At 59.3% G+C, this 14,877-nt stretch carries 15 protein-coding genes; 9 read left to right on the top strand and 6 right to left on the bottom strand.

Annotated elements, in window-relative coordinates; genetic code table 11:
• Positions 1-29: 29 nt before the first annotated feature.
• From ACR0J5_RS08025 to ACR0J5_RS08010, 4 genes are all read left to right on the top strand, one after another.
• Positions 30-779 carry an alpha/beta fold hydrolase gene (locus tag ACR0J5_RS08025; RefSeq protein ID WP_480652117.1) on the top strand — a complete coding sequence of 250 codons (750 nt, stop codon included), beginning with the start codon at positions 30-32 and terminating at the stop codon, positions 777-779.
• Positions 779-1,771: an alpha/beta hydrolase gene (locus ACR0J5_RS08020; protein ID WP_480652115.1), complete on the top strand. Its 993-nt coding sequence runs from the start codon at positions 779-781 to the stop codon at positions 1,769-1,771. The genes ACR0J5_RS08025 and ACR0J5_RS08020 overlap by 1 nt, the downstream gene beginning before the upstream one ends.
• 20 nt (positions 1,772-1,791) lie before the next feature.
• Entirely contained in the window at positions 1,792-2,406 is a 615-nt protein-coding gene (locus tag ACR0J5_RS08015) for a hypothetical protein (protein WP_480652887.1), read from the top strand.
• 85 nt (positions 2,407-2,491) lie between these two features.
• Positions 2,492-3,208: an alpha/beta fold hydrolase gene (locus ACR0J5_RS08010; protein WP_480652113.1), complete on the top strand. Its 717-nt coding sequence runs from the start codon at positions 2,492-2,494 to the stop codon at positions 3,206-3,208.
• Here the strand turns inward: ACR0J5_RS08010 and ACR0J5_RS08005 are convergent.
• Both ACR0J5_RS08005 and phaZ read right to left on the bottom strand, forming a co-directional pair.
• Positions 3,199-3,759 carry a DUF6151 family protein gene (locus ACR0J5_RS08005; protein WP_480652885.1) on the bottom strand — a complete coding sequence of 187 codons (561 nt, stop codon included), beginning with the start codon at positions 3,757-3,759 and terminating at the stop codon, positions 3,199-3,201. The two genes, ACR0J5_RS08010 and ACR0J5_RS08005, sit on opposite strands and share 10 nt — an antisense overlap.
• A 29-nt stretch (positions 3,760-3,788) precedes the next feature.
• Entirely contained in the window at positions 3,789-5,060 is a 1,272-nt protein-coding gene (gene phaZ / locus ACR0J5_RS08000; RefSeq protein WP_480652111.1) for a polyhydroxyalkanoate depolymerase, read from the bottom strand.
• 113 nt (positions 5,061-5,173) lie between these two features.
• Between phaZ and ACR0J5_RS07995 the strand changes: the two genes are divergently transcribed.
• From ACR0J5_RS07995 to ACR0J5_RS07980, 4 genes are all read left to right on the top strand, one after another.
• A complete protein-coding gene (locus ACR0J5_RS07995) occupies positions 5,174-6,976 on the top strand; it encodes a PHA/PHB synthase family protein (RefSeq protein WP_480652109.1) in 1,803 nt (600 codons plus the stop codon).
• 130 nt (positions 6,977-7,106) lie between these two features.
• A complete protein-coding gene (locus ACR0J5_RS07990; protein WP_480652107.1) occupies positions 7,107-7,553 on the top strand; it encodes a phasin family protein in 447 nt (148 codons plus the stop codon).
• 135 nt (positions 7,554-7,688) lie between these two features.
• Complete coding sequence (gene phaR, locus ACR0J5_RS07985; RefSeq protein WP_480652105.1) at positions 7,689-8,240, top strand: polyhydroxyalkanoate synthesis repressor PhaR; 552 nt, start codon at positions 7,689-7,691, stop codon at positions 8,238-8,240.
• A gap of 10 nt (positions 8,241-8,250) precedes the next feature.
• On the top strand, positions 8,251-9,012 hold the full coding sequence (locus ACR0J5_RS07980; protein ID WP_480652103.1) for a trypsin-like serine peptidase: 762 nt from the start codon (positions 8,251-8,253) through the stop codon (positions 9,010-9,012).
• A gap of 3 nt (positions 9,013-9,015) precedes the next feature.
• Here the strand turns inward: ACR0J5_RS07980 and ACR0J5_RS07975 are convergent, their stop codons facing one another.
• Positions 9,016-10,230: a DegT/DnrJ/EryC1/StrS family aminotransferase gene (locus ACR0J5_RS07975; RefSeq protein ID WP_480652101.1), complete on the bottom strand. Its 1,215-nt coding sequence runs from the start codon at positions 10,228-10,230 to the stop codon at positions 9,016-9,018.
• A gap of 284 nt (positions 10,231-10,514) precedes the next feature.
• Between ACR0J5_RS07975 and ACR0J5_RS07970 the strand changes: the two genes are divergently transcribed.
• Positions 10,515-11,414, top strand: a complete 900-nt coding sequence (locus ACR0J5_RS07970) for a formylglycine-generating enzyme family protein (protein WP_480652099.1) — start codon at positions 10,515-10,517, stop codon at positions 11,412-11,414.
• A gap of 2 nt (positions 11,415-11,416) precedes the next feature.
• Here the strand turns inward: ACR0J5_RS07970 and ACR0J5_RS07965 are convergent, their stop codons facing one another.
• From ACR0J5_RS07965 to ACR0J5_RS07955, 3 genes are read right to left on the bottom strand one after another with little or no spacing between them, the layout of a single operon-like run.
• Entirely contained in the window at positions 11,417-12,721 is a 1,305-nt protein-coding gene (locus ACR0J5_RS07965) for an NAD(P)/FAD-dependent oxidoreductase (RefSeq protein WP_480652097.1), read from the bottom strand.
• A gap of 59 nt (positions 12,722-12,780) precedes the next feature.
• Entirely contained in the window at positions 12,781-14,139 is a 1,359-nt protein-coding gene (locus tag ACR0J5_RS07960; protein ID WP_480652095.1) for a glutamine synthetase family protein, read from the bottom strand.
• Positions 14,139-14,819, bottom strand: coding sequence for a type 1 glutamine amidotransferase (locus ACR0J5_RS07955; RefSeq protein WP_480652093.1), 681 nt, complete (start codon positions 14,817-14,819; stop codon positions 14,139-14,141). The genes ACR0J5_RS07960 and ACR0J5_RS07955 overlap by 1 nt, the downstream gene beginning before the upstream one ends.
• Positions 14,820-14,877 lie beyond the last annotated feature (58 nt).

The raw sequence follows: 14,877 nt of genomic DNA, 5'->3' as shown, positions 1-14,877 counted from the left end.
CATGATGCGGTGAAAGCAAAGAGGGTTTTATGGCAGCGACTGAATTTCTGGAGACGGCGCAGGGGCGGCGGTTGGCGTATCACAAAAGCGAGGGCGCTGGTCCGACGGTGGTTTTTCTGGGCGGCTTGAAGTCGGATATGGAGGGTACAAAGGCCATTCATCTTGAGGCGTGGGCGCAGGCGCGAGGGCAGGCGTTTTTGCGGTTTGACTACTCGGGGCACGGCGAAAGCTCGGACCGGTTCGAGGACGGCTGTATCGGAGATTGGCATCAGGACACGGTTGCGGCTGTGTCGGCGCTGACCGAGGGGCCTTTGATCATTGTCGGGTCGTCCATGGGCGGATGGCAGGCGCTGTTGCTGGCCAGGGTGATGCCTGAGCGGATCGCCGGGATGGTCACAATCGCGGCGGCCCCGGATTTTACCGAGGACGGATATTGGGCTTCGTTTGACGACACGCAGAGAGCGGCGCTTGAGACGGTTGGCCATGTGGAATTGCCGTCAGATTACATGGAGCCCTACATCATCACCAAACGGATGATTGAAGACGGGCGGCAGCAACTGGTATTGCGCGATGCGCTGGAGCTGCCCTTTCCGGTCCGGTTCCTGCAGGGCACGGCAGATACGGCGGTTTCTACCGAGACTGCCGTGCGGTTGCTGGACCATGCCACCGGCGCGGATATGCGTTTGCTATTGGTCAAGGATGCCGATCATCGATTTTCCGACGGGCCGTGTCTGGGGATCATCGAGGACGCGGTTCTTGCCGTGATGGGGGCTGACTAATGCGGCGCTTTGGCTGGGTTCTGGGCCGTGTCTTGCTGGCGCTGGTCGTGCTGGGTGGGTTGATTTACTGGTTCGGTCCGCGCGAAGAGGTCGATCTGCATCCACGTTTTGATCCGCGCAAATTCGGCGAAGGGGTTCAGGTCTATTTCGAAAGCACCGAGTCCGCCTTTGACGATATTGTGCCCGGTGTCGAAAAGCGGGTTATCTGGCAGGACGGGTTCAAGGAACAGCGCACGCCAATCTCGGTCCTTTATGTGCACGGGTTTTCGGCATCATCCGAGGAAATCCGGCCCGTGCCCGACAGGGTGGCCGACGCGCTGGGGGCCAATCTGGTCTATACCCGGCTGCAAGGTCATGGCCGGGACGGTGACGCCATGGCCGAGGGGACTGCGTCTGGCTGGATGCGGGATATGGCCGAAGGGTTAGCTGCGGCGCGGGCCGTCGGGGACCGGGTCGTCGTCATGTCGACCTCGACCGGCGGGACGCTGGCGGCGGCAGCGGCGCTTGACCCTGAACTGAGCCATTATGTGGCGGCCATGGTATTTGTTTCACCGAATTTCCGGGTGAACACGCCGGGTGCTTGGATTCCCGGTCTGCCATGGGCGCGGCATTGGTTGCCGATGCTGATGGGCGAGGTGCGGGATGTCTCAGGCCCGGACCCGGAAAAGAACACCTATTGGACAGCGGTCTATCCGTGGGAGGCTGTGGTGCCGATGACCGCGCTTGTGGAGACTGTTTATGCGCTGGATTTCGCGGGCGCACAGGTCCCTGCACTGTTCTGGTTCTCGGATGATGATCAGGTGGTGCGCCCCGATCTGACCCATCAGGTGGCCAACAACTGGGGCGGCCCGGCAACGGTTCACCTTGTCACGATGGGGCCGGGGGATGATCCGTCCTCGCATGTGGTTGCGGGTCGGTTGATGTCACCCGGGCAGACGGATTCTGCGGTGGCGGGCATTCTGGGCTGGCTCAAAAGCGCAGGTGTGGAATAGCGATGCGCAAACCCGGCAGCATGTGGAGCCTTGAAACGCTTGGCCGGGTGCGCCTGTCGAGGCACTTTTTCATGCGGGATTTTCTGTATTCCGAGATCGGGAATTTCCACGAAAAACAGAACCTGCCTGAAAACCCCGATCTGGCCATCGAAACCGGCCGCGCCTTTTGCCAGACCCTGCTGGACCCGCTTGAGGAAACCTTTGGGCGGGTTGCTGTGCGGTCGGGATACCGCTCGCCCTCACTGAACCAGTTCGGCAATGAGAACCGGCTGAACTGTGCCCGCAACGACAACCCGTTGGAGTGTCATATCTGGGATCGGGGTGAGGGAGAGGCGCGGATTGCAGGCGCCTCAATCGTCATCCCGTGGTTTGCCGATCAGTATGAACAGGGGCGCGACTGGCGCGATCTGGCGTGGTGGATGCATGACCATCTGGATTATTCTGAGATCTGGTTCTTTCCCAAACTCTGCGCCTTCAATCTGGTCTGGAGACCAACACCACATCATCGCATCGACAGCTATATCGCGCCGCGCGGCTGTTTGTTGCAACCGGGGGCGGAGCCGGGCGAAGAGCTGTCTGTCCGCCGCAAACGCTATGCGGATTTCCCGGCGTTTCGGGGTATCGCTTACCCTTGAAGTTTAACTTGCCCGCGGGTGCAAAACGTCTCATCCTGCTACAAAAGAGTGCCGGCCAAAGAGCCGAAGTTTGAAGAGGCCCCGCGTGATCGAGCCGCTGGTTTTACTGCCCGAAATGATGTGCGACGCACGGATTTTTACCCCTCAGGTCCAGTGTCTGTCGCGGCAGCGTGCGGTGACGGTTGCGCCTGTGTCGCTGGGCGAAAGGGTGGAAGAGACCGCCTCGGCCCTACTGGATCAGTTGCCGCATCGGTTTGCCTTGGGCGGCTTGGGAATGGGCGGGGTTGTCGCGTTGGGGCTTGTGCGGCGGGCACCGGACCGGGTGTCGCGCCTGTGCCTGATGGCATGCGACGCGCAGGCCGATACACCGCAGCTGGCCGCCGCCCGCGAAGAGCTGCTGGTCGGGGCCAAGGCCGGACGGCTTGAGGATGTGATGCGCCGGGTCATCGGCTCGGATACGCTGGCGCCAGGGCCGCAACGCATCCCAATCCTGAATGAGCTGATCGAGATGGCCGCGGACTTTGGGCCCGACGTATTCGAACGGCAAATCCGCGCCTTGCAGCGGCGACCGGATCAGCAGGGCGAGCTGCGGCACATTAAGGTCCCAACGCTTGTGCTGTGCGGTGCCCACGACAAACTGACGCCGCAGCGCAAGCATGAGTTCATGGCTGACCTGATTCCGGGTGCTGAGCTGAAAGTGTTTGAGGATGCTGGACATTTGCCAACGCTCGAGATGCCCGACGCCGTGAACCAAGCCCTGACCGAATGGCTCAGCACACCCGTGCGGGCGCTCTATGTGTAAAGCTTTGCGCGCTCTGCCTTGGTCAGGACTTTCGGGCGGGCCACGGGGGTGCCGCTGTCTTCGTTGAAAAAGGGCGTCTTGCGCCAACTGCCTGACAGCCAGGACTTTAGGCACCGCGTCAGCATCCCGATGGCCGCATAGCGCAGTTTCTCATGCGCCTGTTTGCCGTTCGGTTGCGGCGCAAAGCCACGTGTCATCATGGGGCCGAACGCTTTGGGGTCAGCGATCCGGTTCACATCGAACCCGGCAAAGGGAACCTTGGCGCTGCGCGCTGTCGTGGCCAAGGGGGCGTTGCAGCAATTCGCGTACCACCGCAGCATGCCTTTGGGGCTTAGCTGCATAAAGGCCAGATGCTGGACGCCGCTGTCAAAGCGGATTTCCTCGGGGCTCATATGCAGGATGTTGACCGGGCCGGGGGCCGGGTCGGGTTGTCCGAAATACAACTGAGCCGCCCGGCAGTCGTGGCAATAGCAACCGACGTGGGTGCCCGTCTGCAGACCAGCGGTCGTGATATGGCCGGTCATTGCACCACAAGAACAGGAAAACGGCATGTCCTGCACCGATTTCCCGCGCATTGGGATCAGGCGACCTTATTGCTGTTGGCAGCGCGACGTTTCGGCTTGCGCGAATTGGCGTTCATGAAGTCGATCACCAGCGGGCGAATGTTGTCGCGCCAGCTGCGTCCGGCAAAGATACCGTAATGGCCCGCGCCGGGTTCGACATGGCTGGCTTTTTTCTTATCAGACAAGCCGGTGCACAGGTCCAGTGCCGCGATGCACTGACCGGGGGCCGAGATGTCGTCATTTGCGCCTTCGACTGTTTTGACCGCCACATCGGTGATCTTACCGATGTCGACCTTGTGACCTGCCACGACAAATTCGTTCCGTGCGATCTCACGGTTTTTGAAGACACGCTCGACCGTGGACAGGTAGAACTCGGCGGTCATATCCATCACCGCGAGGTATTCGTCGTAAAACCGGTTGTGCGCATCGTGGTCAGACGCTTCATCCCGCATCACGCGGTGGATTTGATCCGTGAACGCCTTACTGTGGCGGTCTGCATTCATCGACATGAACGACGCCAGTTGCAGCAGGCCGGGATAGACCATACGACCCACGCCCTTGTACTTGAAACCAACGCGCTGGATCATCGTCTCTTCCAGTTGGCCCATCGTGACGCGACGGCCGAAATCGGTCACGTCGGTCGGGGTGGCGTCGGGGTCAACCGGGCCGCCGATCAGAGTCAGAGTGCTGGGCTGCGCCTTGGGCTCGACCTCGGCCAGATAGGCGGTGGCGGCCAACGTCAGAGGGGCAGGCTGGCACACGGCGACCACATGGGTGTCGGGGCCAAGCTCTTTCATGAAATCGACAAGGTAGAGGGTGTAATCCTCGACATCGAACTTGCCTTCTGACACGGGGATGTCGCGCGCGTTATGCCAATCGGTGATGTAGACTTCGCAATTGACCAGCAGGCTTTTGACGGTCGAGCGCAGCAGCGTGGCGTAGTGGCCCGACATGGGCGCAACCAGCAGAACCTTGCGCGGCTGTTCCTCGCGCCCGTTGACGCGGAAATGCAGCAGATCGCCAAAGGGGCGTTCAACAACGGTGGTGATATCGACCAGGTGGTCCTTGCCATCTTCGCAGGTAAAGGTGCGAATGCCCCAGTCCGGTTTGACAACCATGCGCTGGAACGTACGCTCGGTCACTTCGCCCCATGCAGCCATCATCGAGAAGGCGGGGTTAGGTACCATCGAAAACATCGGGTAAGATGCAAATGCGCTGGCGGTCGCACCCATCCACTGGTTGGTGTTGCGCACCGTTTCCATCAAATCGTACGTCATCATGTAGCGCATTGGAAAGGGGTCTCCTGAGTGTCAGCCTTAGAGTTCGGACGATTCGCCGCTTTGCCCCCCGAGACACACGACGTTATTCTGCATAGCAGCAAGAGTAGGCGGGAATTGTTAAAATGACAACAAGTGACGAAAAAATGTCGGAATTGACCGAAGAAAGCATTGAACGCCTTAAAGAAAATATGGAGCGGGTCGAAGCGCTCTCAAAACGGATGATCGAAGTGATGGCGGTGAAAAAGCCGCATACGCCCGCTTTGGACGCTCCGAATCAAGAGCTTTTCGCACGAGCAGCAACAGCCTATTGGACAGAGGCATGGCAAAATCCCGCCAAGATGCTGGAACAGCAGATAGAATACTGGGGCAAATCGGTTCTGAACTTTGCCGAAGCGCAACAGGCGCTGACCAAGGGTGAGGTTGAGGACGAAGACCCCAAGGCCAAAGACAGACGATTTTCCAACCCCTTGTGGGAGACCAACCCCTATTTCCGCCTGATCCGCCAGCAATACCAGACAAACGCGGATGCAATCGCGCAGGCGGTGAATTCGGTTGAGGATATGGATGCCAAGGACATGCAGCGCCTGCGGTATTTCTCGCAGCAGATTGTCGACATGATGGCGCCCACGAATTTCCTGGCGACAAACCCGGACGCCCTGCAAAAAGCGGTCGAGACCGAAGGCGAGTCCCTGATCAAGGGGCTTGAGAACCTCGTCTCAGACCTTGAGGCCAATGATGGTGAACTGGTCGTAAAGCTGGCCGACGATGATGCGTTCGAGGTGGGCGGCAATCTGGCAACCACGCCGGGCGATGTGGTCTATCGCAACCGCATGATGGAACTGATCCAGTACAAGCCGGTGACCGAGACGGTGCATGAGACGCCCATCGTTCTATTCCCGCCGTGGATCAACAAATTCTACATTCTGGACCTGAAAGCACAGAACAGTCTGATCAAATGGGTGACCGAGCAGGGCTATACCCTGTTTGTGGTCAGCTGGGTGAACCCTGATGCCTCTTACGCCGATGTGGGGATGGAGGATTACATTCAGGACGGTTTCCTGACCGCCATCGAAGAGGTCAAGAAGATCTGCAAGGTTAAGCAGGTCAACGCCGTTGGCTATTGCATTGCGGGCACCACGCTGAACCTGACCCTGTCGCTGCTGAAACAGCGGGGGGACAAGTCCATCAAATCGGCGACCTTCTTCACCACGTTGACGGATTTTGGGGAGCAGGGGGAATTCACGCCTTTCCTGCAAAACCACTTTGTCGACGGTATCGAAGATCATGTCGCCAAAGAAGGCGTCCTGAACGCGTGGATTCTGGGGCGCACCATGTCCTTCCTGCGCTCGCGCGACCTGATCTATACGCCTGCCATCCGCAATTACATGATGGGCGAGACGCCGCCTGCGTTCGATCTGCTGTTCTGGAATGGCGACGGGGCAAACCTGCCGGGTAAGATGGCGGTCCAGTATTTGCGCGGTCTTTGTCAGAGCAATGATTTTGTCGGCGACGGGTTCGATCTGATGGGCCACAAACTGCATATCAAAGACGTGGACGTGCCGATCATGGCCATCACCTGCGAGACAGACCACATCGCCACGTGGAAGGATTGCTATCGCGGCTTCCAGCAGGCCGGATCGAAATCCAAGACTTTTGTTGTTTCGGAATCCGGCCATATCGCAGGCATCATCAATCCACCCAGCAAGAAGAAATACGGCCACTATTCCAACCCGGACCTGAAGGCCGATACCGAGACCTGGCTGAAAGAGGCGGACTTCCACGAAGGATCGTGGTGGCCGATGTGGGAGGCGTGGCTGAAGAAACGGTCAGGCAAGCAGGTCCCGGCCCGCGATACCGGCGATTCGGATCATCCGCGCCTGTGCCCGGCACCGGGGACCTATGTTCTGGTCAAAGCAAACCGCTGATTTCATTTTGAAACTGAAATTTTTCTGCGTCGCAGCAAGAAAAAACTTGAAATGCTGCGCCGCAGCATTCATATTGTCCTCAAGCTGATGAAAGCCGGGGTGGGCCCGGTTCGGCAAAAGGATTAGGACAATGGCAAAGACTCAAGACTTTACCGCCACAATGAAAGACATCATGGGCGCGTTCCCCGTTGACACCACCGCTCTGGAAGGTGCCTTCAAATCCACCGCAAGCCTGAACGAAAAACTGTCGGGCGTTGCACTGGAAGCTGCAAGCAAGTCGGCTGAAGTGTCCAACAAATGGACCAAAGACACTCTGTCCAAACTGACCGAGATGTCGAAAGCCAAGGCTGAGCCTGCTGACTACGCCAAAGCTGCAACCGACTTCGCAAGCGCGTCGGCCGAAGTTGCTGCTGAAAACATGGCTGCCTTCGCCGAGATCGCGAAGAAACTGCAGACCGAAACCGTCGAGCTGCTGATGGCTGCTGGCAAAGAAGCTGCGGAAGACGCAACTGCTGTTGTCAAAAAAGCAACCAACGACGTAACAGCTGCTGCCAAGAAAGCCGCTGCTGCAAAGTAAGTTAATGCCGCGAGGCGCACCCGTTCCTCCCATCTGGTGCAATCGCGTTGGGCAGGTCTTTTGACCTGCCCTTTCTTTTTGTTCTGCGCTCGCATAATCTCTGCTGCAATGCATCATCCTTGGGGAGGGTAAACAGTGTCAGAACAAGAAAAACCGCTGTTGATCAAACGCTACGCCAGCCGTCGGCTGTATAACACCGAGACCAGCGACTATGTCACGCTGGAGGACATCGCGACCTTTATCCGTGACGGGCGCGAAGTTCAGATCATCGATCTGAAAACCGGGGACGACCTGACCCGCCAGTATCTGCTGCAAATCATCGCCGAACATGAAAGCCGGGGCGAGAATGTCCTTCCGGTGAACGTGCTGAATGATCTGGTGCGCAGCTACATGATCCCGGGTGGGGGGATGATGCCGCAATTCCTGCAAAGCTCGTTCGAGATGCTGCGGGAAAGCCAATCCAAGATGATGGAAAACATGAACGCCATGAACCCGATGTCGCAGATACCTGGGTTCGATGCGATGCAGGCGCAGCAACAGGCATTCCTTAAGGCGATGACCGGGGGCTTGTCCGGCGGCTGGTCCGGTCCGGGTCAGGATGATGACAAGCCTGAATCCAAAGAGGATCTGGATGACATCAAAAAGCAACTGGCCGAGTTGCAACAGAAACTCTCAAAGCTGAACTGACGCGCAAAGGATGCGCTGGCTGGCTCTGACTGTCTTTCTGTTCTGGATACAGCCAGCCTTTGCACAAGGCCTCTTTTCCGACGACTGGTCGCAGGTTTGCACCTTGGGCGCGCAGGCGTCAGCTGGATGCGATGCGATCCGCGAGCGCGAGATTCTGGATGCCGCGCAAGCCCCGTGGCGGGCCATTGGACGGGTCAACTTCGCGGGCCGGGATCAGAGATCTCATTGCACCGGCACCCTGATCTCGGACCGGTTGGTTCTGACGGCTGCACATTGCCTTTACAACGCGGCCCGCAAGCGATGGATCGCGCCCTCAAGCATCCGTTTTGTCGCCGGATACCAAAGGGGCGAGGCTGCGGCGGTGTCTGTGGTCAAAGCCTACCATCTGCCATCTGGGCAGAGCTTAGATGAGGTTTTCGACAACAGTACAGATCTGGATTGGGCGGTTCTGGAACTGGCTGAGCCTATTGGCAATCAGGTTGGGTTCTTACCCTTTGCTGATAGTGCGGTGCCCAAAGCTTATGTTGCGGGGTACCCGGGTGTACGTCCTCATGTCCTCAGCCGGACACAGCCGTGTCCGTCACAGCGCCGTGCGGGTGGCCTGGTGTTGGCAACTTGCCCGGTGATGATGGGGGATTCCGGCGCGCCGCTTTTGATCGACGGGCCGGACGGGCCGCAGGTTTTTGCCATTCTGTCCCGCGTCGCAGCGACCCCCGAAGGAGTCACCGCGCTGTTTTTGTCGACCGATCTTTTTGATCTGCCGTCGCAGTAATGATCAGGTGCCGTAAACCGGAACCGGCCCGGTCACATCCCCGACCGAGGCCAGCAGGATGTCTGCGATCACGTCCAATTCCGCGCGTGTCAGACGCACGGGCAGGCGCACGTCACAGGCTTTCATCAGCATGTCGCGGGTTTGCGGCAGATCGAATTTCTCGGGCAGGAACTGCCAGTTCCAAAAGGCGCGGGCATTGTCCTCACTCAGGCCAAAGACCTGAACCTTGACGCCGCGCGCCTCTGACGCGGCGGCAAAGGCGCGGATTTCATCCTCGCTCAGCCCGACCAGATTGAACTGGATCGAATCCGGCGCACGACGCTCGGGCGACAGCGGGTCCGGAACGTGGATGTAGTCCGAGTTGTTCAGACGCTCGGCCACATAATCGTGGTTCGCCAGCCCGTCCTCCACGCGGCGCGCCAGTTCAGGGATCTGTGGGCGGATCACGGCGGCGCTGAGGTTGCTCATCCGCAGGTTATACAGCGGCAATTGGTTCTGCCAGCGGGCAAAGGCTTGCCCCAACTCGGGCGAGTTATCGCCATGCGGGCCTTTGTGTTTCTTCCAGTTATGCTCGTACGCGCCCGACATGATCACGGCCTGCGCAACCAGATCGGCGTCGTCGGTGACCAGAATGCCGCCTTCGCCCGCGTTGATCATCTTGTAGGACTGGAACGAGAAGCAGCCGACCTTGCCGATCGTACCGATATTGCGCCCGTGCCAGGTGGTGCCCAGCGAATGGGCCGCGTCCTCGATCACCGGGATGTTGCGGTCATTGCACAGGGCCATGATCGCATCCATGTCCGAGGTGTGGCCGCGCATATGGCTGATGATCACCACCTGCACGTCGTCCAGCTTGGCGGCGAAATCCTCCATGTCGATGCGATAGTTTTCGCCCACTTCGCACAGCACCGGAATGCAATCTGCGTGTACAACAGACGAGGGAACGGCGGCAAAGGTAAAGCCGGGGATCAGCACGCGCGCATCGCGGGGCAGACCCAGCGCCTTGAGCGACAGGAACAAAGCGGCCGAGCAGGACGACACAGCCAGAGCATACTTCGTGCCCAGAAGTGCGGCGAATTCGCTTTCCAGCAGCGCCACCGGCGCATCCTGCGGCGCGGTATAGCGGAACAGGTCGCCCGACTGCATCAGGGCGTCGATGGCGTCACGTGCGGCTGCGGGGATGGGTTCGGCGTCATGAACGTTTGGAGGAAGCGTCATATTTGGTTTTCCCGAATTCTATCTTTGGAAAAGATAAAGCTAAAGCGATCCCGAGAAAACCCCCCAATTGCGAGCTGGGCGAAATTTCACCAAACTGTCGCACTCCTCGGAACGCAGGTCACAGGACCGCCCGGATTATTGTCCTTGCAACTTTGAGGAAACTGCGGTGCCAATGGCCAAACTCTTGAGTTGCTCTAAAGTTGGACCATCGTTTGCTTAAACTTCGCCTCGCATGCGCATTTGCGCTGTTCTCATTCGCGCCAGCCGCTCAGGCTGATTACACTTTGTCTGACGGAACCGAAGTCGCGCCACTTGAGATGTTTCAGGAATGCGACCTCTGCCCCGAGATGATCGTTCTACCGCTGGGTGAATTCATGATGGGCGGCCCTCCCGGCGAATCCAAACAGAACGTCAAGTTCGACGAGGAAGGCAACTGGATACCTGTCACGCCGGACAACCCCTATATCGCTTTTCATGAGGGGCCGGTGCACAAGGTCACGGTTGATATGCCTGTCGCCATGGGCCGCAACGAGGTCACCCATGACCAGTGGATGGCCTGTGTGCACGATGGCGGCTGCGGCGGGTATAAGCCGCAGGACTATATTTTGCTGCCCGATTCCAAGCGCGCAAAGGTCAGGGGCAATCATCCTGTTATCAAGGTCTCTTATTTGGATGCCGTTGCTTACAGCGATTGGCTGAACAGTAAGGTCGGGATGGATGTCTACCGCCTGCCGACCGAGGCAGAGTGGGAATACGCCGCCCGCGCCGGAACGCAGACGCCCTTTGCGCAGGGCGAAGAAGTCACCACGGATCAGGTGAATTTTCTGGGCAGCGCGACCGAGATCATGCTGGGCGAAGAGCGCCCTGACCTCGTTTCGCGCGGCACGCCTGTGCCTGTAGACCAATTGGACGCCGCAAATGCATGGGGACTGCGCCACATGTCGGGCAATGTGATCGAACGCACGATGTCCTGCTGGACCGACACTTATGCGGGGTGGGGAACATCCAGCCGCTATCTGGAAATGGCTCTCGAAACCCCTTGCGCGAAAACAGTGAGCCGGGGTGGAGCGTATCCCTTTGCAATGGACGCTTCTCGTGTTGCCAATCGGGGTAGAGCTTTGCGGGATACCCGATCAGCTTTGGCGGGATTCCGTGTTTTGAGAGAGTTCAAACAAACGCCTTAGCGTCACACACCCAATCGATCCCGCAATGCAAACCATGTCATCGCCAGAACCAGCAGAGGGCTACGCAACGCAGGCCCGCCGGGAAAGGGCAGGGCGGGGACGCGGGCCATGGTGTCGAAGCCCTCGGACTGCCCCTGAATGGCCAGCGCCATCAACTGCCCCGCCTGGGTCGCGGTGCCAACGCCATGGCCGGAATAGCCCGAAGCGGACAGGATATTGGGCGCAACCCGCGCCAGGTAAGGCATCCGTCGCATGGTGATCGCCAGCGTCCCACCCCAAGCGTAGTCGATTTTGACATCCCGCAGATGCGGGAAAATCTCGATCATCGGTTTGCGCACCTTTGCGGCGATGTCGGACGGGAAACGATAGCCATAGCTTTCGCCGCCACCAAAAAGCAGCCGGTTATCGGCGCTAAGGCGAAAGTAGTTCACAACGAACTTGGTATCGGCCACCGCCACATCGCGGCTCAGAATACGAGCGGCATCGGTGCCCAAAGGCTCGGTCGCGGCGATGAAGTTGTTGATGGGCATGACCCGCGCGGCGACCTTGCCATTCAGCTTGCCCAGATACCCGTTACAGGCCAGAATGACGTGATCGGCAGTCACCTTACCTTGCGCCGTGCGCACAACCGCGGGAGTGGCCTCATCAACCCCCGTAACCTCGGTGCCCTCGTAAATGCGGACGCCCGCGCGCGCCGCCGCCTGCGCCAGACCCAGAGCATAATTCAACGGATGCAGATGCGCCGCGCCCATATCCAGATACCCCCCGCGATAGGCGGGCGATGGGCACAGACCGTGCCCCGCAGCTTCGTCCAGCAACTCCATCTGGTCATAGCCATAGCGGTCGGACAGATGCGCGGCGTGGTCGTGCAACTCTTGCTGCTCGTCAGCGGACAGGCCCAGAACGGCCACGCCCGGTTTCAGGTCACAGTCGATCTGATGCTTTGCGATCAGCGATTTGACCAGCGCCTTCGCGTCCTCGGCCAAATTCCACAGCTTGGCCGCATCCTCATCGCCCACCAGCCGCTCAAGGTCTTCCTGATCCATCCGCTGCGCGCTGCCCAGCTGGCCGCCATTGCGGCCCGACGCGCCAAAGCCTACGCGATGCGCCTCCAGCAACACCACGCTGAACCCGGCCTCAGCGAGATGCAGTGCGGCGGACAGCCCTGTATAGCCGCCGCCAACCACGCAGACATCCGCCTTTTCGTCGCCCTGTAAAACAGGAAAACGGTCTATGGGATTGGCCGTCGCGGCATACCAACTGGCCGGATACTCGGCCTTGCGGTCATTCGCGTACAGAAGGTTCATGGCGCAGACCCCATCTTCTTCTCGTTCCAAATACGGAAATCCTGCCCCCGGCCAAAGGCTCAGACGTTTATCAGCAGATGCTCGCGCTCCCACGGAGAGATGACCTGCAGGAACTCCTCATATTCCGCCCGTTTGACGATGCCATAAACCCGCGCGAATTCTGGGCCCAAAACCTCGTGCAGTGCGGTTGCACCATCGAACAGATCCAGCGCATTGCCCATGACCTGCGGAATATCGCCTTCGCCCTCGTACGCATCGCCATAGAACTGACGGCGCGGACGCTCCTGCTGGGTCAGGCCCAGATAGCCACAGGCCAGCGATAGCGCGATGCCCAGATAGGGGTTGCAATCCATCCCCGCGATCCGGTTTTCGACCCGGCGCGCCTCGGGGCCGGACAGAGGCACGCGGATGCCTGTCGTGCGATTGTCGCGCGCCCATTCCAGATTGATCGGCGCCGCGTGATCTTTCACATAGCGGCGATAGGAATTCACATAAGGCGCCATCACGGCCAGCCCGGCTGGCAAATGGTTCTGCAGTCCGGCGATGAAGTGATAAAACGCATCCGTCTCACCCCCTTGCGGGCCGGAAAAGATGTTCTGCCCACTCTCCATGTCGATGATCGAATGGTGGATATGCATGGCCGAGCCCGGCTCATCCTCGATCGGTTTCGCCATGAAGGTGGCAAAGCAATTGTGGCGCAGGGCGGCCTCGCGGATCAGGCGTTTGAAGTAAAAGACTTCATCGGCCAGCTTCACCGGGTTGCCGTGACGCAGGTTGATTTCCAACTGACCCGCCCCGCCTTCTTGGGTGATGCCGTCAATCTCGAACCCCTGATGCTCGGCGAAATCATAGATGTCGTCGATCACAGGGCCGAATTCGTCAACGGCAGTCATCGAGTACGCCTGACGTGCCGCCGCCGGTCGGCCCGAACGACCCATCATCGGTTTGATGCCTTGCGCCGGGTCGACATTGGGGGCGACCAGAAAGAACTCCATCTCGGGGGCTACAACAGGCTTCCAGCCCTTGTCGTGATACAGCTGCACGACGCGTTTCAGCACATTGCGCGGGCTGAACGGGATCGGGTTGTCGTCCCGGTCATAGGCGTCGTGGATCACCTGCAACGTCCAGTCGCCGGTCCAGGGCGCGGCGGATGCGGTCGAGAAATCGGGTTTCAGGATCATGTCCCGCTCGATAAACCCGTCCTCGCCTGCGGCCTCGCCCCAGTCACCGGTGATGGTCTGGTAAAAGATGCTGTCGGGCAGGTGGAAATAGGCTTGCTTGGCGAATTTCGTAGCAGGCACCGCCTTGCCCCGCGCGATGCCCGGCAGGTCCGAGATGATACATTCGACCTCATCCAGTCGATGGCCGTCAAAATAGGTGCGGGCTGCCTGCGGCAGCTGTTCGGTCCAGTCGGCCATCAGGCCCTCGCTTTCTTCAGGAAGTCCGCCATAAACCGCCCGATTTTCGGATTGTCGTCATTGGCAGGCAACCGGTCCGCCGCGGCCTGCATCAGGTCATCGGGCACCACACCCTTTCCGCGGGTCTCCATCAACCCATGGATGAACCCGTCGCCATATTCCGGGTGCGCCTGAACCGTCCAGATTGAATCTCCATAGGCCACCATGGCGTTTTGGCAGAACTCGTTGGTTCCGACGACGCGCGCGTCTTCGGGAAGGGCGACGACCTGATCCTGATGCCACGCATTCAACGTGACCGATCCGCCGTCAAAGTCATAGTCGGTTCGTCCAACAGCCCAGCCGCCTTTGAACTTTTCGACCTTGCCGCCAAGTGCCTGCGCGATGATCTGATGGCCAAAGCAGACGCCGATCAGGGGATTTCCGCTGGCCCGGATCGCGCGGATCAGATCCTCCAGCGGAGGGATCCATGGGTGATCCTCATAGGCCCCATGGCGCGAGCCGGTGATAACCCAGCCATCCGCCTGAGCGGCATTTTCAGGGAACTGACCGTCTACAACCGCGTAGGTGTCAAAGGTAAAGCCGTTCCCATCCAGCAGCGTGCGAAACATCGCGTCATAGGTGCCGAACTGCGCGCGCAGCTCATCAGGCGGGTGGCCGGTCACAAGGATACCGATTTTCATAGGTCACCAAATTTGATCAAATTCAGTCTAGCCCAGCCTATTCAAGCGGGCAAGAGGG

This window comes from Ruegeria sp. BE1, assembly GCF_056538885.1.
The sequence above is the reverse complement of the archived record's forward strand: the minus strand, read 5'-3'. Positions and strand labels throughout refer to the sequence as shown.

What these genes read in the sequence shown, in the direction of transcription:
- ACR0J5_RS08025 (WP_480652117.1), top strand. Translation starts at nt 30, where the DNA reads ATGGCAGCGACTGAATTTCTGGAGACGGCGCAGGGGCGGCGGTTGGCG.
- ACR0J5_RS08020 (WP_480652115.1), top strand. Translation starts at nt 779, where the DNA reads ATGCGGCGCTTTGGCTGGGTTCTGGGCCGTGTCTTGCTGGCGCTGGTC.
- ACR0J5_RS08015 (WP_480652887.1), top strand. Translation starts at nt 1,792, where the DNA reads ATGTGGAGCCTTGAAACGCTTGGCCGGGTGCGCCTGTCGAGGCACTTT.
- ACR0J5_RS08005 (WP_480652885.1), bottom strand. Translation starts at nt 3,759, where the DNA reads ATGCCGTTTTCCTGTTCTTGTGGTGCAATGACCGGCCATATCACGACC.
- phaZ (WP_480652111.1), bottom strand. Translation starts at nt 5,060, where the DNA reads ATGCGCTACATGATGACGTACGATTTGATGGAAACGGTGCGCAACACC.
- ACR0J5_RS07995 (WP_480652109.1), top strand. Translation starts at nt 5,174, where the DNA reads ATGACAACAAGTGACGAAAAAATGTCGGAATTGACCGAAGAAAGCATT.
- ACR0J5_RS07990 (WP_480652107.1), top strand. Translation starts at nt 7,107, where the DNA reads ATGGCAAAGACTCAAGACTTTACCGCCACAATGAAAGACATCATGGGC.
- ACR0J5_RS07980 (WP_480652103.1), top strand. Translation starts at nt 8,251, where the DNA reads ATGCGCTGGCTGGCTCTGACTGTCTTTCTGTTCTGGATACAGCCAGCC.
- ACR0J5_RS07975 (WP_480652101.1), bottom strand. Translation starts at nt 10,230, where the DNA reads ATGACGCTTCCTCCAAACGTTCATGACGCCGAACCCATCCCCGCAGCC.
- ACR0J5_RS07965 (WP_480652097.1), bottom strand. Translation starts at nt 12,721, where the DNA reads ATGAACCTTCTGTACGCGAATGACCGCAAGGCCGAGTATCCGGCCAGT.
- ACR0J5_RS07960 (WP_480652095.1), bottom strand. Translation starts at nt 14,139, where the DNA reads ATGGCCGACTGGACCGAACAGCTGCCGCAGGCAGCCCGCACCTATTTT.
- ACR0J5_RS07955 (WP_480652093.1), bottom strand. Translation starts at nt 14,819, where the DNA reads ATGAAAATCGGTATCCTTGTGACCGGCCACCCGCCTGATGAGCTGCGC.